General features: G+C 69.3%; 29 protein-coding genes. 25 read left to right on the top strand and 4 right to left on the bottom strand.

Annotated elements, in window-relative coordinates; all coding sequences use genetic code 11:
• The first annotated feature begins 1 nt into the window (after position 1).
• Positions 2-1,249, top strand: coding sequence for a (Fe-S)-binding protein (locus OG884_RS26770; RefSeq protein WP_326637354.1), 1,248 nt, complete (start codon positions 2-4; stop codon positions 1,247-1,249).
• Positions 1,250-1,310: 61 nt separating this feature from the next.
• Positions 1,311-2,081 carry an IclR family transcriptional regulator gene (locus OG884_RS26765; RefSeq protein WP_326637353.1) on the top strand — a complete coding sequence of 257 codons (771 nt, stop codon included), beginning with the start codon at positions 1,311-1,313 and terminating at the stop codon, positions 2,079-2,081.
• 33 nt (positions 2,082-2,114) lie between these two features.
• Here the strand turns inward: OG884_RS26765 and OG884_RS26760 are convergent, their stop codons facing one another.
• Positions 2,115-3,047 (bottom strand): hypothetical protein, encoded by a 933-nt coding sequence (locus OG884_RS26760; RefSeq protein WP_326637351.1) that lies wholly within the window; start codon positions 3,045-3,047, stop codon positions 2,115-2,117.
• A 197-nt stretch (positions 3,048-3,244) separates the two neighbouring features.
• Here OG884_RS26760 and OG884_RS26755 point away from each other — a divergent pair, with 197 nt between their 5' ends.
• Together OG884_RS26755 and OG884_RS26750 are read left to right on the top strand one after the other, a co-directional pair.
• On the top strand, positions 3,245-3,541 hold the full coding sequence (locus OG884_RS26755; protein ID WP_326637348.1) for an RNA polymerase sigma factor: 297 nt from the start codon (positions 3,245-3,247) through the stop codon (positions 3,539-3,541).
• Positions 3,513-4,190 (top strand): CU044_5270 family protein, encoded by a 678-nt coding sequence (locus OG884_RS26750; RefSeq protein WP_326637346.1) that lies wholly within the window; start codon positions 3,513-3,515, stop codon positions 4,188-4,190. The genes OG884_RS26755 and OG884_RS26750 overlap by 29 nt, the downstream gene beginning before the upstream one ends.
• A 79-nt stretch (positions 4,191-4,269) precedes the next feature.
• Here OG884_RS26750 and OG884_RS26745 read toward each other — a convergent pair whose 3' ends face one another.
• A complete protein-coding gene (locus OG884_RS26745) occupies positions 4,270-4,815 on the bottom strand; it encodes a hypothetical protein (RefSeq protein WP_326637343.1) in 546 nt (181 codons plus the stop codon).
• Positions 4,816-5,042: 227 nt separating this feature from the next.
• Here OG884_RS26745 and OG884_RS26740 point away from each other — a divergent pair, with 227 nt between their 5' ends.
• Entirely contained in the window at positions 5,043-6,026 is a 984-nt protein-coding gene (locus tag OG884_RS26740; protein ID WP_326637342.1) for a tyrosine-type recombinase/integrase, read from the top strand.
• Between the two features lie 114 nt (positions 6,027-6,140).
• Here OG884_RS26740 and OG884_RS26735 read toward each other — a convergent pair whose 3' ends face one another.
• Positions 6,141-6,362: a hypothetical protein gene (locus OG884_RS26735; protein WP_326637340.1), complete on the bottom strand. Its 222-nt coding sequence runs from the start codon at positions 6,360-6,362 to the stop codon at positions 6,141-6,143.
• A gap of 122 nt (positions 6,363-6,484) precedes the next feature.
• Positions 6,485-7,006, bottom strand: coding sequence for a helix-turn-helix transcriptional regulator (locus tag OG884_RS26730; protein ID WP_326637339.1), 522 nt, complete (start codon positions 7,004-7,006; stop codon positions 6,485-6,487).
• 150 nt (positions 7,007-7,156) lie between these two features.
• On the opposite strand from OG884_RS26730, the gene OG884_RS26725 reads away from it, so the two are divergent.
• From OG884_RS26725 to OG884_RS26630, 20 genes are all read left to right on the top strand, one after another.
• Complete coding sequence (locus OG884_RS26725; protein ID WP_326637338.1) at positions 7,157-7,363, top strand: helix-turn-helix domain-containing protein; 207 nt, start codon at positions 7,157-7,159, stop codon at positions 7,361-7,363.
• Complete coding sequence (locus OG884_RS26720; protein ID WP_326637337.1) at positions 7,363-7,668, top strand: hypothetical protein; 306 nt, start codon at positions 7,363-7,365, stop codon at positions 7,666-7,668. The genes OG884_RS26725 and OG884_RS26720 overlap by 1 nt, the downstream gene beginning before the upstream one ends.
• A gap of 87 nt (positions 7,669-7,755) precedes the next feature.
• Positions 7,756-7,995: a hypothetical protein gene (locus OG884_RS26715; RefSeq protein WP_326637335.1), complete on the top strand. Its 240-nt coding sequence runs from the start codon at positions 7,756-7,758 to the stop codon at positions 7,993-7,995.
• A 30-nt stretch (positions 7,996-8,025) separates the two neighbouring features.
• The gene (locus OG884_RS26710) at positions 8,026-8,301 is read left to right on the top strand and encodes a hypothetical protein (RefSeq protein ID WP_326637333.1); all 276 of its coding nucleotides are present in this window, start codon (positions 8,026-8,028) and stop codon (positions 8,299-8,301) included.
• On the top strand, positions 8,298-8,666 hold the full coding sequence (locus OG884_RS26705; RefSeq protein ID WP_326637332.1) for a hypothetical protein: 369 nt from the start codon (positions 8,298-8,300) through the stop codon (positions 8,664-8,666). Before OG884_RS26710 ends, OG884_RS26705 begins: the two co-directional genes overlap by 4 nt.
• Positions 8,663-9,196, top strand: coding sequence for a hypothetical protein (locus OG884_RS26700; RefSeq protein ID WP_326637330.1), 534 nt, complete (start codon positions 8,663-8,665; stop codon positions 9,194-9,196). The genes OG884_RS26705 and OG884_RS26700 overlap by 4 nt, the downstream gene beginning before the upstream one ends.
• Positions 9,189-9,506, top strand: coding sequence for a hypothetical protein (locus tag OG884_RS26695; RefSeq protein ID WP_326637328.1), 318 nt, complete (start codon positions 9,189-9,191; stop codon positions 9,504-9,506). The genes OG884_RS26700 and OG884_RS26695 overlap by 8 nt, the downstream gene beginning before the upstream one ends.
• On the top strand, positions 9,503-9,961 hold the full coding sequence (locus OG884_RS26690) for a DUF6248 family natural product biosynthesis protein (protein ID WP_326637327.1): 459 nt from the start codon (positions 9,503-9,505) through the stop codon (positions 9,959-9,961). The genes OG884_RS26695 and OG884_RS26690 overlap by 4 nt, the downstream gene beginning before the upstream one ends.
• Positions 9,958-10,326, top strand: a complete 369-nt coding sequence (locus OG884_RS26685; RefSeq protein ID WP_326637326.1) for a hypothetical protein — start codon at positions 9,958-9,960, stop codon at positions 10,324-10,326. The genes OG884_RS26690 and OG884_RS26685 overlap by 4 nt, the downstream gene beginning before the upstream one ends.
• Positions 10,323-11,156, top strand: coding sequence for a DUF2303 family protein (locus tag OG884_RS26680; protein WP_326637325.1), 834 nt, complete (start codon positions 10,323-10,325; stop codon positions 11,154-11,156). Before OG884_RS26685 ends, OG884_RS26680 begins: the two co-directional genes overlap by 4 nt.
• Positions 11,153-11,368 carry a hypothetical protein gene (locus OG884_RS26675; RefSeq protein ID WP_326637324.1) on the top strand — a complete coding sequence of 72 codons (216 nt, stop codon included), beginning with the start codon at positions 11,153-11,155 and terminating at the stop codon, positions 11,366-11,368. The genes OG884_RS26680 and OG884_RS26675 overlap by 4 nt, the downstream gene beginning before the upstream one ends.
• A gap of 2 nt (positions 11,369-11,370) precedes the next feature.
• A complete protein-coding gene (locus OG884_RS26670; RefSeq protein ID WP_326637323.1) occupies positions 11,371-11,697 on the top strand; it encodes a hypothetical protein in 327 nt (108 codons plus the stop codon).
• Entirely contained in the window at positions 11,694-12,032 is a 339-nt protein-coding gene (locus OG884_RS26665) for a hypothetical protein (RefSeq protein ID WP_326637322.1), read from the top strand. Before OG884_RS26670 ends, OG884_RS26665 begins: the two co-directional genes overlap by 4 nt.
• 212 nt (positions 12,033-12,244) lie before the next feature.
• Positions 12,245-12,577, top strand: a complete 333-nt coding sequence (locus tag OG884_RS26660; protein WP_326637321.1) for a hypothetical protein — start codon at positions 12,245-12,247, stop codon at positions 12,575-12,577.
• A 74-nt stretch (positions 12,578-12,651) separates the two neighbouring features.
• A complete protein-coding gene (locus OG884_RS26655) occupies positions 12,652-13,104 on the top strand; it encodes a hypothetical protein (protein WP_326637320.1) in 453 nt (150 codons plus the stop codon).
• Complete coding sequence (locus OG884_RS26650) at positions 13,104-14,939, top strand: UvrD-helicase domain-containing protein (RefSeq protein WP_326637318.1); 1,836 nt, start codon at positions 13,104-13,106, stop codon at positions 14,937-14,939. The genes OG884_RS26655 and OG884_RS26650 overlap by 1 nt, the downstream gene beginning before the upstream one ends.
• A gap of 2 nt (positions 14,940-14,941) precedes the next feature.
• The gene (locus tag OG884_RS26645; protein WP_326637316.1) at positions 14,942-15,250 is read left to right on the top strand and encodes a hypothetical protein; all 309 of its coding nucleotides are present in this window, start codon (positions 14,942-14,944) and stop codon (positions 15,248-15,250) included.
• Complete coding sequence (locus tag OG884_RS26640; RefSeq protein ID WP_326637315.1) at positions 15,247-15,420, top strand: hypothetical protein; 174 nt, start codon at positions 15,247-15,249, stop codon at positions 15,418-15,420. The genes OG884_RS26645 and OG884_RS26640 overlap by 4 nt, the downstream gene beginning before the upstream one ends.
• Positions 15,417-16,196 carry a hypothetical protein gene (locus tag OG884_RS26635; protein WP_326637312.1) on the top strand — a complete coding sequence of 260 codons (780 nt, stop codon included), beginning with the start codon at positions 15,417-15,419 and terminating at the stop codon, positions 16,194-16,196. Before OG884_RS26640 ends, OG884_RS26635 begins: the two co-directional genes overlap by 4 nt.
• A 12-nt stretch (positions 16,197-16,208) precedes the next feature.
• Entirely contained in the window at positions 16,209-16,889 is a 681-nt protein-coding gene (locus tag OG884_RS26630; RefSeq protein ID WP_326637310.1) for a hypothetical protein, read from the top strand.
• Positions 16,890-16,938: the final 49 nt, after the last annotated feature.

Genomic DNA, 16,938 nt, shown 5'->3' with positions numbered 1-16,938 from the left:
CATGGATCCAGAGCTGATCAACGACTGCGTGCACTGCGGATTCTGTCTGCCCTCATGCCCGACGTACACCCTGTGGGGCGAGGAGATGGACTCCCCGCGCGGCCGGATCCATCTGATGAAGCAGCATGTCGAGGGCACGCCGCTGACACCGGAGATGGCCGGGCACTTCGACGCGTGCCTGGGGTGCATGGCGTGCGTGCCGGCCTGCCCGTCCGGGGTGAGGTACGACCGGCTGATCGAGCAGACCCGTGCCGAGGTCGAGCGGACGCACGTGCGGAAACCGGACGACCGGGCGCTGCGGGCGCTGGTCTTCCAGCTGTTCCCCTACCCCCGGCGGCTGCGGGCGATGCGGCTGCCGCTGCGGCTCAGTGCCGGGTTGCGCCGCGCGATCGCCCCGAGGCTGGAGCGGATCAACCCGTCCCTGGCGGCGATGGCCGACCTCGCTCCCCCGGCCACCACCAGGGAGAGACTGCCGCGCGTGCTCCCGGCGCGGGGCCCGCGCAGGGCGACGGTCGGGATGCTCACCGGATGCGTGCAGGGGGAGTTCTTCCCGCAGGTGAACGCGGCCACGGCCCGGGTGCTCGCGATGGAGGGCTGCGACGTGGTGATCCCGCCGTCGCAGGGCTGCTGCGGAGCGCTGTCCCTGCACTCGGGCCAGGAGAGACAGGCCCTGCGGTTCGCGAAGCGGACGATCTCCACCTTCGAGCGGGCGGGCGTCGACACGATCGTGGTCAACGCCGCCGGTTGCGGGTCGACGATGAAGGACTACGCGGAGATCCTCGACGCCGAGGGAGGCGAGTGGGCCGACAGGGCGCGGGCGATCAGAACCGTCGATCTGGCCGAGTATCTCGTCGCGCTCGGCCCCGTGGCCGAACGGCACCCGCTGCCGCTCACCATGGCCTACCACGACGCCTGCCACCTGGCCCACGCGCAGGGGATACGCTCCGAGCCCCGCAGGCTCCTGGAAGGCGTGCCCGGCCTGGAGCTGAGGGAGATCGCCGAGTCGGCGATCTGCTGCGGCTCGGCGGGAACCTATAACCTGTTCCAGCCTCAGACCGCCAGGGACCTCGGCGACCGCAAGGCGGAGCGGGTGCTGGCCACCGGCGCCGACCTGCTGGTCTCGGCCAATCCCGGCTGCACCATGCAGATCGTCTCGGCGATCCGCCGCCGGGGGGCCGAGCCCATCCCCGTGGCGCACACCGCCCAGGTCCTCGACGCCTCGCTGCGCGGGCTCACGGAGGTGCCGTGAGCGAGCCGTCCGGCGGCCACGGGACACGCACGGATCCGGGGTCGCCCGGCGAGGAGGTCACATGAGCGCTGTGCAGTCGGTCGATCGGACGCTGGACGTGCTGGAGGCGCTGGCCGAGCAGGGCGGGGAGGCAGGGCTCTCGGAGATCGCGGCCAGGACCGGCCTGCCCTACGGGACGATCCACCGGCTGCTGCGCACGCTGCTCGCGCGGGGCTACGTGCGCCAGGAGTCCGACCGCCGCTACGCCCTGGGCGGCGCGCTGATACGACTCGGCGGGGTGGCCGAGCGCATGGTCGGCGTATGGGCGCAACCCCACCTGAGGAAGATGGTCGAACTGTGGGGCGAGACGGCCAACCTGGCGGTGTTGGAGGGGGACTTCGTGGTCTACGTCGCCCAGGCGCTCTCGCCGAGGCGGCTGCGGATGTTCGCCGAGGTCGGAAGGCGGGTGCTGCCGCACAGCACCGCGGTGGGAAAGGTCCTGATGGCCGACCGGCCGGATGCCGAGGTGGCGTCGCTGGTCGAGCGCACCGGCATGCCCCGGCGGACCGCCAACACGATCACCGACCTGCCGGGGATGCTCACCGAGCTTGAGCGGGTGCGCGAGCACGGGTACGCGATGGACCTGGGCGAGGAGGAGATCGGCGTGCACTGTCTGGCGGTGGGCGTACACGACGGGGTGCGGACCGTCGCCGCGCTGTCGGTCTCCGGACCCGCCGAGCGGATCTCCGCACTCGACCGGCGGGACCTCACCGAGGGGATGCGCAGGATCGCGCGCGACTTCGGCGCCGAGCTGGGTCCGGCCACGTCCACCAAGGCGGATGGCACGGCATGAACCGGTCACCCGTGACGGTTCCGGCCACCGGGGTCAGCGGCCGGGAGGGGTGATGTTGAGGTTGCTGCCCTGCGGCACCGGGACCACGCTGACCTGCCCCTTCTGGATGGCCTGCCAGAGCACGGCGCCCTGCGGGCCGAGGACTTTGACAAGGTCCTTGATCGATTCGATCTCGGTGCGGACCTTGGCGTTGCGCTGGGTCTGTGCGACGTTCTCCGCCTTGGCCGCCTGCTCCGAGGCCAGGGCGTTGACCAGGGCCTCCGGCGGCTCGGGCTTCTGGATGGTCAGGGAGATGTCACCGCACTGCCCACTGCCCGCGTAGTTCTGGCTGCAGAAGTAGTCGCCCCCCGCCGTCCCCTTGATGAACTCCCTGGCGAGCTGGCCGACCCGCGTCTCCCACGCCTGCTTCACCTTCGGGTCGTTGAACAGCCCCCGCCACTCGAACTCCTGCGAGGCGGCGTCCATGGCCCGGTCCAGCGGCACCCGCATGTAGATGTTGAGCATCCGCCGCCAGCCGTCGGACGACTCGCCCTCCTCGTAGTAGGCGCGGAACTTCAGCCCGATCTTCTCGTGGAAGTGCTGGAGCGTCCTGCAGTCGGTGTTCAACGTGAACGTCGCCACCCCGGACACGATCATCTCCACGTTGTCCTTGGAGACCACGGACAGCGGCTTGGACTCGGCCTCGTCCGCCCCGGAGAAGTCGAAGGTCCGCTGGCCGAACGGGTAGGAATATCCTCTGTCGCCGGGACCGAGGAGCGTGGCGCCGCTGGAGGGGTTGATGCACTTCTCGAACTTGATGGCCTCGAAGGTGCCGCCCGCGTAGTGCAGGACCACCTCGTCGGGCTGGGTGCTCACGCGCGAGCAGCCGCTGAGGGCGAACCCGGAGACCACCAGAACGGCGACCGCGAGGAGGAACCACTTCAACAGCGGTCGCCTGCCGCCACCGGCCTTCTGAGCGCTCATCATCTCTCCCTTTGCACCCGTTTCGTGAAAGCGGATCCTAGTGGCGGCTGATCGCGAGCGCCGGAACCACCGACGACCGACACCCAAGGGAGACATATCCGTCTATGGAACCCGATGGAGCCGGTCGGCGGAGTAGGGAGTGAGAGTGCGTACACGCTCCGGAAGGATTCCCTCCTGATGACGACTGGACGAAACAGGTGGTGACACTGGATCACCCCCAACGGACCGGGGCGTTCCCGCTGTCCCCTCCCGCCGACGACGCGACCGACGCGACGCTGATCGGGGAGTCCCTGACGAACCCGGACAGGTTCGCCGGGCTCTTCGACCGGCACGCCGACGAGATCCACCGGTACGTGGCGCGGCGGCTGGACGACGTGACCACGGCCGACGACATGACGGCCGAGACGTTCCTCGTGGCCTTCCGCAAGCGGACCCGGTACGACGTACGGCTCCTTCGGCTTCGAGGCGATGAACCCGGAGACGGGCGAGCCAGATGAGGAGACCCGCTACCTCTACCGGACCAGGCGAGCCATCTGGCTGTCCGCCGACGGGACGAGGAACGGCGTGCTGCGGATCGAACACCTGGAGCCCAGGGCCTACCCGGGCTGGCCGATCCCCGAGACGGCGTACAAGGAGCCCGGAGTCGAGACGATGCCGCTGGTGAACTGCGCGAAGACCCCCGAATACCTGCGTACCGACCACGCGGCGCTCAGGAGGCTCCCCACGGACGCCGACGGGATGCGCGCCCACCTCTACACCGGCGACCGGGGCGGCAACTCCAAGGACGAGGCGGCCTTCACCGCGGCGGGCGACATGCTCAGGGAGACCTACATGCCCCCGGCGCAGCGGGCGGCGCTGTTCAAGGCGGTGGGCACCATCCCCGGGGTCGACGTCACCGAGCGGGCCGAGGACGCGGCCGGACGCGAGGGGATCGGCGTCGGCAGGGTCGGCCTCGACGGCGTCAGGCAGGATCTGATCTTCGACGCGAAGACGTACGATCTGCTCGGCGAGCGCGGGATCGTGGTCGACGAGAAGGCCGCCAAGTCCCCCAGGGGCAGCCTGGTCGCCTCGACCGCCCAGCTCTCGGTCACGGTGGCCGACGAGGCTCCCGAGGTGGAGGCCGGGGACGCGGACCGCTGCGGCTGACAGCCGCTCCTGCCTGCCCCCCGCCCGCCGCGGCGCCGTGGACCCGACTTCGCGGACGGGGAGCCCCGGCCACGGCCGATCAGCTGTGGACGCGGTGGACGGGTGATCCGTCGGCCGCGCAGTTGACCTCGACCTTGACCTCGGTCTCCTCGGACTCGAACTCGACGCGGGCCCGGTCGGCGGGTCCACGCTCGACGTCGTCGGTCTGGAATCCCTGGGCCGGGCTCCACGACCGGAGGGTGACCAGGCCGTCCTTACACCGGGCGATGACCCTGCCGCCCGCCGTGGTGATCACCCGGCTCTCGCCGGGCTCCGCGACGGGCGTGGCGGTGACGGTAGCGGCCGGCTGGGGAGCGGACTCGGCGACGGTCGGTTCGGAAGCGGACCCGGCGGGATCCGAGGTGACCCCGGACGTGGGGACGGCCGTGGGAGCGGCGGTGGGAAGACCGCCGGGAAGGGACGAGGCGAGAGCGAGAGCCTTGTCGACCTCGGCCGCGGAGAGAGGCCGGAGCCCGGCGGTCGTCAGCGGCTCGCTGAGACGGTCGATCACCGCCACACCCGCTCCGGTCGCGAGAAGCCCGGTGACCAGCCATCCGGCCACGACCAGGGGAAGACGCTTGCGCATGCGCTCACTGTGCCACCTGAAACGATAAGACGAGGTTAAGGGGCCGATAACCGCAATCCCGCCCTCCCGGCTTACTCCGCATCAGCCATGGTCACCGGCTAGATGACAGCCGAAAAGGCGCCGCGGTCACCGGATCCGAGACTTGTACATAGGGCTCAGAGCCAATAATCGGCTTCCTCCCCTGGGCGGCCGGTTGATGGCTGCATCCAAGATCGGAGCCTCCTCCTATGTCCGAAACCTCAAACGTCATCGCGTTCGACGCCCACCGCCCCCGAGGCCGCCGGAAGAAGGCCACCATGGCCGCCGGCGCGCCTCTGCTGCCCCTCGTCGACTCCTGGCAGCTCGCCCTCGAAACGCAGAACAAGGCCCCGTACACGATCGAGCTGTACACGAAATCCGCGCGTCGCTTCATCGCCTACCTCGCCGAGCACCAGCTGCCCGCCGACGCCGAGGGCGTCACCGCCGAGCATGTCCGCGCCTTCCTCGTCTCCGAGCAGGCCCGGACCAGCGTCCACACCTCCTCAGCCCATCACGCCTACCTCGGCATCTTCTTCAACTGGCTGATCTCTGAGGAGGATCGGACAACCTTCTCCCCCGTGCTGCGCGCGGACCGGCCCCACGTGCCGAAGAAGGCACGCAAGTACCTGACCGACGAGGACCTGGCCGCGCTGGTGGCCGCCTGCAAGGGCGCGGACTTCGAGTCCCGGCGTGATACGGCGATCCTTCGGATCCTCATGGACAACGGGATGAGGGTGGCCGGCCTGGCCGGTCTCCAGGTCCCCGATGTGGACCTGCGCGGCCGCCGGCTCCGCATCATGCTGAAGGGTGGTGATGAGCACTGGGCGCCGATCGGCGCGAAGACCGCGGCGGCGCTGGACCGGTATCTGCGGGTCCGGGCCGCGCGGCGCACCGCTGACTCTCCGAGTCTGTGGCTGGGACTGCGGGGCAGCGGTGCGCGGGGGATGACGCCGTCGGGGATGCGGTACATCCTGCGGCAGCTCGGGGAGCGGGCCGGGGTGCAGGATGTGCATCCGCATCGGTTCCGGGGCACCGCGGCGCACAGCTTGTTGAAGGCGGGGGCGAATTGCGACGAGGTGCAGAGCATTTTGGGGTGGAAGGATCCGGGAATGGTGCGCCTTTACACGGGGGACCTGGTGGCGGAGCGGGCGAGAGAAACGCATGCGCGCCTGTCTCCGAGCGACCGCATCTGAGGCGGAAAGCGAGGAATCCCCGCTGCGGGTCTGCGTCGTCGCAGGCCCGGCGGGGATGGTCGAGATGGCCACGCTCACACAGCCACGTGTGGGCGGGGCCGGCACGGGGTGGGACTACTTGCCGTCGCGTTCGTCGGCGCGACCACATCTGTATCCCTCACTGAAGTCGCGGTTGCTGCGCTGGACGAGCGCGGCAACGGTGACGGCGAGGGCGAGCGCGAGCGCGAAGCGCTGCGCGGGCTCATCGAGGGGGGTGCCGACTGTGTAGTACAGGCCGACGTAGACGATGTTGAGTATCCACAGGGTGATGAGGGCGATGAGGAGAGGACGCGACATTGGGCCTCCGCGGGCAATCGTGCACATGGAACGTGCCATACAACCTTATGTTCTATAAGCACGCCCCATATAACACTCAAGTTCACACTTTCGGACAGTCTTTCGTGTGATTTTTTTGCGCACTATGCATCGGTCCGTTTTTCACCCTCCCGGCCGTCGTCCGGATCAGAGGATTTTTGGTCACGCCCTATTTCCATTTCCAGGATTTCCTCAATCCTGGAAATGGATCGCTGGTAATCCGCTCTTGCCTGCGCCAGCGCCCGCTCGAAGCGGTCGCGCTCTTCGGCATGCATGCGCTCGAGGCGCTTTCGCCGCTCGCCCGTGATTCGGGCCAGCAACTCTTCAAGGCGTGAGCTCCCGGTCTCCTGCGGTGTTGCGGTCTCCCCCACGGAGACCGAAACAGTGGAGGGGTCCAGGCCGGCTAGTTGTGCGGCTTCCAGCCGGTCGATGTCGAGCGCGTCGGCGATCTTGTTGATCGTCTCCGGTAGCGCGGCCCTCTGCTGCACCTCTAGGCGGTCATAGGTCTTTCGTGCGATACCCGCCCGTTTGATCAGCGCGACTTTGGTCCACCCGCGCGCGGTGCGTTCTCGCTCGGCCCGTACCCAAAACCCGTAGCCGGGCGGCCCTTTTCTTCCCTCGCTCATGCATCACCTTGTATCACGATGCTCCATGACCGGCCAGCAAGGTGACGCAACTAGCACCGGTCAGAGATGCGCCACCTTGCGTCATTTATGGTCTTGCATGTAGCGTCATGGTTCACGTTGCATCACCTTGTGACATGAACGAGGCACCACATGGCTAAGAAATCCCCGCAATATCTGACGCTCCCCACGGTCTGCAAACGGCTAGGCCGGCACCGATCCACGGTCACCCGGATGATCAAGCGCGGTGACCTTGAGGCGATCAAAACGCAGGCCAGCCCGCAGGGGCGGGTGCTCATCAGCAAGGAGTCGTTCGACCGGTACCAGGCGCTGCAGGAGTCCGAGCAGGTGGCTGGCTGATGGCGGCTGACCCGCGGATCGTGTCCGCGCAGCGTCGTATCGCGGTTGATCGCTCCTGGGCGATGACTCCGGACCGGTCCGAGCGGACCGCGGCGGCGCGGGCGGCCTCCCCGACGTCGCTGGACCACTGGATCACCAAGATCCGCGCCGAGGGCAAGGTTCGCGAGAAGGACATCCAGAAGAACGCCGAGAGCGCGCACCGGGCGTACATGCGCGGTATGTCGCTGCGGGCTGCGGCGGCTAAGAGGGTGAAGAAGGAGATCCGCGAGGCCGAGCGCCTCAAGCGGATGCGCCGCTCCGCGTAGTAGGTCCGGGCCCCGGCCGTGCGACCGGCCGGGAGCCCGTAGGCACCAACCCCCCACACCCATCGCGTGATGAAGAGAGGTCAGGCCATGCCTGAACAGTACCGCCCGCCGAAGTTCGGTGATCTCACCCCGAACATGATCGTCCGCATCCCGTACGCCTCTGTCAACCCCGACCGCGTGCCGACCCTGCCGCCCGCGGTGAAGGTCCTCGCCGTCCCGACCCCCTGCCCGCTGCCCGGCTGCAAGGCCGTCGAGGTGATGACACGCGAGGTCGACGGCGGAGCCCCGCACCTGTACCACCGGCTCCCCCACCAGCGTGATGAATGAGTCCCTCTGCCCTTGCACGGAGGAGAAGTCGTGATCGGCGCCTCGATCTTGTGTGGCCTGGTCGCTCTGGCCGGCGCCCTCCTCGCCGCCCTGGCCGCCCACTCCCGCCGCTGGATCCACGCCACCACCGCCGCCGCCTGCACCCTGCTCGCCGTCTTCGCCGCCATCTGGTTCGCCGGTGGCCCGGCCTCGCTGTCGGTGTGGCCGGACACGGCGCCGGTGTGGGTGCTCCTGGCCGCAGTGTGGCTCCTGGCCGCCATGGTGCTCGGCCTCATCTTCTGGGCTCGCCAGGAGGTGCAGCGGTGACGGCAGCACAGGAGCTCCGCGCCGCCGCCGCCCGGCTGCGTGAGAAGGCCAAGAACACCACCGCCGGGCCGTGGGCCGCCGTCCAGGGGGTCGAGATCTGCCCTCGGTGGATCATCTCCGAAGGAGCCACCGAGAAGGATTCGGCCTACGCCGCCGAGGTCGCCAGGAGCTACGCCGAAGACGGCGTGGCCGTCTCGGACGCCGACTGGGAGTGGATGGCGTTCGCCTCCCCGCTCCTGGCCGAGCCGCTCGCCGCCTGGCTGGAGTCCTGGGACGGCATCGAGATCCGCGAGGACGCGCCGATGGTCGACGACCTCCGGCACGCCCTCAACGTGGCCCGCGCCATCCTCCGGAGCGGCTCATGACCGCTCCCCTGATCCCCCGAGTCATTGGCCTCGACCTGTCCCTCGCCGCCACCGGCATCGCCCGCCCCGACGGTCACACCGAACGCGTCACCTGCGGAGACCTACTCGGCACCGACCGCCTGGCCTGGATCTGCTCTGCAGTCATGGGCCACGCCCGGGACAGCGTCGACCTGGTGGTGGTGGAAGGCCCGTCGTACGGCAATATGTCCGGCGCCGGCCACCATGAAGCCGCCGGACTGTGGTGGCTGATCGCCTACACCCTGGACGGCGCCGACATCCCGTACGCCATCGCGCCGCCCGCGACGTTGAAGAAGTACGCGACCGGCCGCGGCAACGCCACCAAGCCCGACATGCGAATGGCCTTGTTCCAGCGCACCGGCCTGGACATCCGCGACGACAACCAAGCGGACGCCTGGTGGCTACGCGCCGCAGGCCTGCACCACCTCGGCCACCCCATCGTCGACCTGCCCGCGGCGCAGCAGGCCGCACTCGACAAGGTGTCCTGGCCGGAGGTGGTGGGTCGTGGGTAGGTGCACCGTCAAAATCCGCTGCCTCTGCTGCAACCGGCCCGGACTGCACATGGCGCGCGGCCTCATCGTGAGCTGCTACGCCCGACACCAGCGCGCGGGCACCCTCGACCAGTACCCGCTCTCCGAACCCGACGGCTCCCCATGGCGGCCGACCGGCCGCATCGGTACCGGCACCCTGAACCGGTACATCGCGATGGAGGTGCGTGGCTTCTCCCCGGCGCGGATCCGCTTCGAGCTGGGGCTGTCGTCCCGGCAGGTGAACCGGTACGCGAAGGCAGCACGCGAGCAGCGGCTGGCGGCGGCCGGATGACCAAGGAAGACGCCGAGTGGGTGCGCGAGCACGTGTGGACCCAGGGTATGCGGAAGATCTTCAAGGAGGTCCCGGGCTACTACCTGGTCTGCGCGTGCCAGTCGAGCGGGCCCTGCCACAACTCCAAGGACCCCGGGCGGCATCAGCGGTGCCATGTCGGCCAGCACCCGCTGATCAGCTACGAGACGATCATCGGCGCACCGGGCGGCACGCACGGCGTGGCCTTCGCAACGCCATACCGGTACCCGACCGCCAGTGCGACCGGCTGGAAGTACAGCACGGCCGCCATGGTGTGGCTGGCTGACCGCCGATGCGCCTGGTGGTGCCGCTGCGACTGCGGCCACCCCCGGGCCGACATCGCGCACGCCCCCGAGAAGAACCCGATGCGGCCCGTCCGCTACAAGCCGGTGTTCCTGCCGGACTTCAACGATCCACTAGAGAGGCAATCAGCATGACCGATGACTCCCCCGGCCAGGTTCGGCCGTTCGCGACCGTCTTGCAGGACCTGCGTAAGGGCGCGGTCCTCGAGGAGGCGGCCGCGGAGTTGCAGCAGCTTGTCGCGTCCGTCCTGGAGACCGGCAAGAAGGGCAAGCTCACCCTCGTCGTCGCCATCGAGCCGATGAAGGGCAACGAGACCGCGCTCACCGTCGCCGCCGACGTCACCACCACCCGGCCGAAGTCCCCGCCGAAGGCCGCCGTGTTCTTCGCCGACTCCGAGTTCAACCTGGTGCGCGACGACCCCCGCCAGATCGCTCTTCCCGGTCTGCGCCGGATCGACACCATCACCATTTCCAACGAGCCGAAGGACATCGCCCAGTGAACGACCGCACCGAGAACGACGCCCTCATCGAGGCACTCAACACCTCCTACATTGCCGAGCAGCTGGAGCCCGGCGGCTTCTACGCCTACAAGCACAACGACCACGTCACCACCATCGACCTACTCGACAAGCACCTCGAGCGGCCCCGGCGGAAGACCGGCCGCGTCGTCGTCGAGGACGTGCCGTCGTTCGTGCACTACTACAAGAAGCACGCCGACAGCGGCAGCGAGGTGTTCGTCGACGTCGAGGCCGGCCGCATCACCGCGATCCTCGACGCCCACGAGCCGACCCCCGACGAGGACCTGAACCGGGATGAGTCCGCCCGGTGGGGTGAGCACCAGCTCGTGCTCGTCTTGCACCAGACCGACGCGTGGAAGCGGTGGGGCGGCAAGGACCGGCAGCTCATCCGGCAGGCCGAGTTCGCCGACTTCATCGACGACAACCGCGCCGACATCCGCAAGCCGACCGCGGCGGAGATGCTGGAGTTGGTCCAGCACTTCCAGACGCAGAAGAAGGTCACGTTCAACTCGGCGATCGTCCTGAGTAACGGCGACCGGCGCCTCACCTTCACCGAGGAGACCGACGCCGGAGCCGGAACCAAGGGGCAGATCGAGGTTCCCAGCGTGCTGGAACTCGGCATCGCCCCTTTCGAGGACAGCGAACCCTACGTGGTCAGCGCCCGTTTCCGGTACCGGATCCAGAACAGCGCCCTTTACATGGGCGTCCTGTTGGACAACGCCGACGACGTCCTGAAGGACGCGGTCAAGACCGTCGTGACGAAGATCCAGGAAGAGCTCGGCGTGCAGATCATGCGAGGCACCCCGGCGTGAGTATCAGCACCACGACCCCCGCCGGCCTTTCCGCCGGTGGGGGTCTCCCCATCCCCTCGCTTCCCCGGTCGGCGTCCATCACGGTCACGCAGCGCACCGGCGGCCGGGTGACCGTGGCCACCTGGGACACATGTCACGGGGTCGCGGACTTCATCACCAGCGTGCTCGGGACGCCGGGCGCCACCTGCCACACCGACAGAAAGGATCCGTGATCATGGGTTGGGCATCCGGAGGAGTCATCTTCGACGACGTCGCGCACGCGCTCATCGAGGCCGGGGCCGCCGACGAGCTGAAGCGGCGGACGCTCGGCAAGCTCATCGACTGGTTGCGTGAGGAGGACTGGGACACCGAGACCGAGTCGCTGGAGGAGTTCCGCGACGACTCGGTCATCGTGGCCCTGTTCCGGGAGCGCGGCATCACCATGCAGTGCAGCGACCGGACGGGCCCGACGAACGCCGGGGTGTGCACGCGGAAGCTGGGGCACGCTGGCGACCACGTCGACCATCAGGACTTCTCGTGGTCACAGGCGGTGAAGCCGTGATCCTCGACTGGTTCCGCACCACGAAAGCCCTCACCGCCGAACTGGAAGAGGTCCGCGAGGAGTGCGCGGCCCTGGCGTCCGAGCGTGACGAGCTCGCCGAGAAGCTCGCCCAGGCCGAACGCGACCGAGACAGCGTGTGGCGGGCGCTCGCGGTCGAGGAGACGCGCCCCCTCCCCGCCCTGACAGCGGATGCGCGCGCCGAGGTACAGCGGGAGCGGGAGCGGGCCGACGCGCTCGAGAAGCGACTGCACACGTTGCAGGTCGCCAACATGCGCCACGACGTGAGGGCGCGATGCGCTGCTGGTGGCGGCACCGGTGGGTGCCGGTTGAGGTGATCGGCCGCATCGTGACGCAGCAGTGCGCACGGTGCGGCCGAACCCGGCTCCGCGTGCTCTGACCTGGCAGTACGGCAAATAGCAGGGGGTTTCTCATGCGCCATGATGCGTCACCTTGCGCCATGATGCGCCATAAGGTAACTTCAGTCCTGCGAACACGACACAAAGTGGCGCAAGCTGACGCAGGATCCCGGATCGAAGGAGCCCCCCTCATGACCGCCATGACCGCCACGCAGATCGCCGCCGAAATGGCGCGCCTCGCCGCCCTCCTGCTCACCGCGGTGGAGAGCGAGGACTTCGACGGCGACCGCGCCGCCGTCCTCGGCTCCCTCGCCACCGTGATCGCCCGCACCAGCACCACCCTCGACGTCCTGGGCGAGCAGGCCAGCAACGACGACGGTGAGGGCTGGGAGACGGTCGCCGACGAGTGCCTCCGCGCCATCCACCTCCTCGGCGCCGTCGCCATCGGCGCCCGAGTCGCGGCGAAGGCCGCGAAGGCGGAGCAGGCCAAGACCGCGTCCCTGCTGGCGCTCACCACCGCCTGACCCGTTGACCGGCCGCCCCGCATCCCCCGGGGCGGCCACCCCCCTCTCCCCTTCCCCAGTCCAGAGAGGACACCATGACCGAGCTCAACGAGGCGCAGCGCGACGGCATCGCCTGCATCCGCTGCGGCCGCGAAGACGCGCCCATGGTCCCGACCGGGCAGCGCGTCAAGCGCACCCAGACGTTCCAGTGCGCCGTCGACTGCACCGTCGACCAGCTCGCGCTCGCGTTCACGCTCCCGCCCTGGGACGAGGTTGAGATCGAGCTGGTGAGCATCTACAGCCGGTCCCCCTCCGTCCGGGACGGCCTCATGGGCATCTACGCCCGCATCCAGGACATGCTCGCGAGTGACCTCGTCGCGGCCCGGATGAACATCGCGGACAGTGGCCGCGCCGAGGCCTCCCCGATCGTCGAAACCGCCGAGAAGTGCGTGTGCACGGACTCCGTCCACTCCTGGACGGGCACGTGCCCCGAGCCAGGAGACCCCAACTACTACTTCTGCCCCCGGCGCGCTGGCGGTGCCCGGTGATGTTCACCCAGCCCGGCACCACCGGGACCACCTTCGCCGCCCCCGCCCCGGCGGCCCCCGTCTTCGAACACCCGCCCACCCCCGAGCAGACCGCCATCCTCGACGCAGCCCGCACCGGCGACCCCCTCGTCATCGAAGCAGGCGCCGGCACCGGCAAGACGTCCACGCTCAAGATGATCGCCACGTCCACGATGCAGCGCGGCCTGTACCTCGCCTACAACCGCGCGATCGCCGAAGACGCCCGCGCCACCTTCCCCGCGAACGTGCACTGCGCCACCGCCCACTCCCTCGCCTTCCAGGCCGTCGGCCGCACCTTCGCCCACCGCCTCAACGGCCCCAGGTTGCCCGCGAGGGAGACCGCGCGGCTGCTCGGCATCCCCCAGGTGCTTGACCTCGGCGCCCACGCCCTCACCGCGCCCAAGGTCGCCCGGATCGTCATGGACACCATCGCCCGGTTCTGCAACTCCGACCGGGAAACCCCCGGCGACCCCCACATCCCGACCGTGCCCGGACTCGACGACCCGGCCTCCGTCCTGGCCCTCAAGACCAAGCTGATGCCGATGGTCCACCGCGCGTGGGAAAACCTCACCAGCGTCAACGGCCGGCTGAAATTTCAGCACGACGTCTACCTGAAGATGTGGGCGCTCACCCGGCCCACCCTGCCCGCCGAGCTCGTCTTTCTCGACGAGGCCCAGGATGCGAACCCGCTGATCGCTGGCGTGGTCAACGCTCAGTCCTCCCAGCGGATCCTCGTCGGCGACGAGTCCCAGGCGATCTACGGGTGGCGGGGCGCGGTCGACGCGATGGCATCGTTCTCCGGCCGCCGCCTCGCGCTCACCCAGTCGTTCCGCTTCGGCCAGCGCATCGCCGACGAGGCCAACGAGTGGCTCGACCTCCTCTCCGCCCCGCTGCGTCTCACCGGCAACCCTGCCCGTGATTCCCGGCTGGAGCGCATCCCCTCCCCGGCCGCGGTCCTGTGCCGCACCAACGCCGGGGCGATCGGGCAGATCATCGCCGCGATCGGCTCCGGACAGCGCACCGCCCTCGTCGGTGGAGGCGACGACATCCGCCGCCTCGCCGATGCCTGCCGGGACCTGCGATCCGGCCGCGGCACCATGCACCCGGAGCTGATGGCATTCGCGTCCTGGCATGAGGTGCAGGACTACGCCGAACACGACGCCGGCGGCCAAGACCTCAAGACCCTCGTCAAGCTCGTCGACTCCCACGGCCCCGACGCCATCATCAAGGTCGTCGACCAGCTCGTCGACGAGCACAACGCCGACGTCGTCATCTCCACCGCGCACAAGGCGAAGGGCCGCGAGTGGGACACGGTCCGGTTGGCTGCGGACTTTGTCGGGCCGTACGACAAGGACGGCGTGCTGATCCCGGCGGAGGCGATGCTGACCTACGTCGCCGTCACCCGCGCCAAGCAGGGCCTGGACTGCCGGATGCTCCCCACGCACGGCGGCATCTCAGAGCAGGCCAACCACGAGGGATTCCAGCGACTCCCCTTCGACACCCTCGTGCCGGACCCGGAGCCCATCCCCACCGACCTTCCCCCGGCGATGGTCGGCTGGCTCAACATGCGCCAGGAAGCCGCCACCAACGAGAAGCGGTGGAAGGAGATCCGCGAGCAGGCCGAGGAGAAGCTCAAGGACTGGCTCGGGGACCGCACCGAGGCCACCGTCAACGGCCGCCCCGCCATCACCTGGAAGCCCTCCAAGCCCGGCACCCAGCTCAACAGCAAGGCCCTGGAGAAGGACCACCCCGCCATCTACGCGGCCTACCTCATCGAGAAGAAGGCCGCCCGCCCCTTCAAGATCCTCGGAGAGTAGACATGACCTTCGACGACATTCGAAGCGACTGGGCGTTCCCCGACGATGTCGCCCAGTGCAGCCGGTGCGTGGCACTCGTCCTGGCGGTGAACAGCAGTGCGCACGAGGCGTGGCACGAGCAGATGCGCACCGCTTCCCCGGAGTCGCCCGCCGAGGTTTTCGACAAGGTGATCGCCAAGTTGGAGATGCAGCGCGTCACGAGCGACTGGCCGCGCACCTCCCAGCAGGCGACGGGCTACAAGCAGGGCATGTACGACGCCATCGCGACCTTGAAGCAGGTCCGCGAACTGCTCGTCGGCGGCGACCAGTGATCGACCCATCCCGCATCGAGCTCCTCCTGGAGCGGTGCGACCGCGAGGACAAGCACAACCCTCCGGACCGCCGCTTCCTCTACACCTCCGAGATCCGCTACCTGCTCGGCGTCGGCCCCGGCCCGGACTACAGCGAGCTGGAGAAGCTCGTCACCGGAGAGCAGCCGTGACGGCCTTCACGCAGCCGGACGCCGGATGGGCGGCAACCCCGCTCACCGGCCTCGCCGGAGCCATCGCCACCAGCGTCGTCCAAACCGTCCTGCACGCCGGAGCCCACGCCCCCCGCTCCCTCCAACGCGTCATCGGCCCATCCGAGATCGGCATGCCCTGCACCCGCCGCATGGCCTACAAGCTGTGCGACCACCCCGCCGCCAACACCAGCTCCGACCCGTGGGCGTCCATCATCGGCACCGCCGTCCACTCCTGGATGGAACAGACGTACGCCGCTGAAAACGCCCGGCTCGGCCGGGAGCGGTACGTCATCGAGCGCCGCCTGCACATTCGCGGCAACGTCTACGGCCACGCCGACCTGTACGACCGCGACCTGAAGGTCAACAACGACTGGAAGGTCGTCGGCCCCGACCGGCTCAAGGACTACCGGTCCAAAGGCCCCGGCCCCCAGTACGAAATCCAAGCCCACCTCTACGGACTCGGCCAGGAAAACGCGGGCGAGCAGGTCGAGCACGTCGCCATCACCTTCCTGCCGCGCGGCGGCCGCATCGACGGCCTGCACGTGTGGACCGCCCCCTACGACCGGTCCATCGCGCTCGGGGCGCTGGAGCGGATGGACAACGTCCTCGCCGCCCTGACCGCCCTCGACCCGCCCAACAACCCGACGGCCTGGGCGATGTTCCCGGCCACCGAGGCGTACTGCACCTACTGCCCGTTCTTCCTCCCCGGATCCACGGATCTCAGCGCCGGATGTCCCGGCACCACCACCAAGTAAAGGATCACTGAAATGTCGTTCGGTTTCTCCCAGCCCGCCGCCGGTTCCGACTTCCGCGCCGCCGACCACGTCGGCCACCTCCTGCTCGTCTACGTCCGCGAGCTCCGCACCAGCATCGTCACTCAGTTCGGCACCAGCGACGCCATCGCCTGCGACGTCGTCGTCCTCACCGACCCCGCTGGGCCGCGCTGCGAGCCCCAGGTCCTCCTCTTTCAGAAGCCCCTCATCGGCTCGCTGAAGAACAGCATCGGCAAGGACCCGGTGCTCGCCCGCCTCGGCCAGGGCACCGCCAAGCCCGGACAGAGCGCCCCCTACATCCTCAACCCGTTCAACGAGGCCGACGCGGCGTTCGCCACCCAGTGGCTCCAGTCCGTGGGCGGCAACCCGTTCCAGACCGCGCCGTCCTTCGCACCCCCCGCCGCCCTAGCTCCGGTGCCGGCCGCCCCGCTCCCCCAGGCCGTGCCCGCTCCGATCCCGGCGCAGGCTCCCGCCCCGGCCTACCCCGCCACCTACCCGGCTCCGCAGGCCGCCGCACCCGCCCCGATGCCCGCGCCGGCACCGGCTCCGGCGGCCCCGCCCGTCACCCTGCCCACCGGCCAGCAGGTCAGCGCCGAGCAGTACGCCGCCATGGCCGCCCTCAGCATGACCACCCTCCCCCCCGCCGCCCCCGTCCCGGCTGCGCCCCACGCGTAGCCGCCCAGACCGCCCCATCTCACCGGAACAACCAGCGGGCGGGGCACCC

The sequence above is a fragment of the Streptosporangium sp. NBC_01755 genome, from assembly GCF_035917995.1.
Classification (GTDB): Bacteria; Actinomycetota; Actinomycetes; order Streptosporangiales; family Streptosporangiaceae; genus Streptosporangium.
The sequence above is the reverse complement of the archived record's forward strand: the minus strand, read 5'-3'. Positions and strand labels throughout refer to the sequence as shown.

What these genes read in the sequence shown, in the direction of transcription:
- OG884_RS26725 (WP_326637338.1), top strand. Translation starts at nt 7,157, where the DNA reads ATGGCTAAGAAATCCCCGCAATATCTGACGCTCCCCACGGTCTGCAAA.
- OG884_RS26690 (WP_326637327.1), top strand. Translation starts at nt 9,503, where the DNA reads ATGACCAAGGAAGACGCCGAGTGGGTGCGCGAGCACGTGTGGACCCAG.
- OG884_RS26655 (WP_326637320.1), top strand. Translation starts at nt 12,652, where the DNA reads ATGACCGAGCTCAACGAGGCGCAGCGCGACGGCATCGCCTGCATCCGC.
- OG884_RS26645 (WP_326637316.1), top strand. Translation starts at nt 14,942, where the DNA reads ATGACCTTCGACGACATTCGAAGCGACTGGGCGTTCCCCGACGATGTC.
- OG884_RS26745 (WP_326637343.1), bottom strand. Translation starts at nt 4,815, where the DNA reads ATGCGCAAGCGTCTTCCCCTGGTCGTGGCCGGATGGCTGGTCACCGGG.
- OG884_RS26700 (WP_326637330.1), top strand. Translation starts at nt 8,663, where the DNA reads ATGACCGCTCCCCTGATCCCCCGAGTCATTGGCCTCGACCTGTCCCTC.
- OG884_RS26720 (WP_326637337.1), top strand. Translation starts at nt 7,363, where the DNA reads ATGGCGGCTGACCCGCGGATCGTGTCCGCGCAGCGTCGTATCGCGGTT.
- OG884_RS26740 (WP_326637342.1), top strand. Translation starts at nt 5,043, where the DNA reads ATGTCCGAAACCTCAAACGTCATCGCGTTCGACGCCCACCGCCCCCGA.
- OG884_RS26735 (WP_326637340.1), bottom strand. Translation starts at nt 6,362, where the DNA reads ATGTCGCGTCCTCTCCTCATCGCCCTCATCACCCTGTGGATACTCAAC.
- OG884_RS26730 (WP_326637339.1), bottom strand. Translation starts at nt 7,006, where the DNA reads ATGAGCGAGGGAAGAAAAGGGCCGCCCGGCTACGGGTTTTGGGTACGG.
- OG884_RS26765 (WP_326637353.1), top strand. Translation starts at nt 1,311, where the DNA reads ATGAGCGCTGTGCAGTCGGTCGATCGGACGCTGGACGTGCTGGAGGCG.
- OG884_RS26670 (WP_326637323.1), top strand. Translation starts at nt 11,371, where the DNA reads ATGGGTTGGGCATCCGGAGGAGTCATCTTCGACGACGTCGCGCACGCG.
- OG884_RS26630 (WP_326637310.1), top strand. Translation starts at nt 16,209, where the DNA reads ATGTCGTTCGGTTTCTCCCAGCCCGCCGCCGGTTCCGACTTCCGCGCC.
- OG884_RS26660 (WP_326637321.1), top strand. Translation starts at nt 12,245, where the DNA reads ATGACCGCCATGACCGCCACGCAGATCGCCGCCGAAATGGCGCGCCTC.
- OG884_RS26770 (WP_326637354.1), top strand. Translation starts at nt 2, where the DNA reads ATGGATCCAGAGCTGATCAACGACTGCGTGCACTGCGGATTCTGTCTG.
- OG884_RS26650 (WP_326637318.1), top strand. Translation starts at nt 13,104, where the DNA reads ATGTTCACCCAGCCCGGCACCACCGGGACCACCTTCGCCGCCCCCGCC.
- OG884_RS26750 (WP_326637346.1), top strand. Translation starts at nt 3,513, where the DNA reads ATGAACCCGGAGACGGGCGAGCCAGATGAGGAGACCCGCTACCTCTAC.
- OG884_RS26760 (WP_326637351.1), bottom strand. Translation starts at nt 3,047, where the DNA reads ATGATGAGCGCTCAGAAGGCCGGTGGCGGCAGGCGACCGCTGTTGAAG.
- OG884_RS26715 (WP_326637335.1), top strand. Translation starts at nt 7,756, where the DNA reads ATGCCTGAACAGTACCGCCCGCCGAAGTTCGGTGATCTCACCCCGAAC.
- OG884_RS26685 (WP_326637326.1), top strand. Translation starts at nt 9,958, where the DNA reads ATGACCGATGACTCCCCCGGCCAGGTTCGGCCGTTCGCGACCGTCTTG.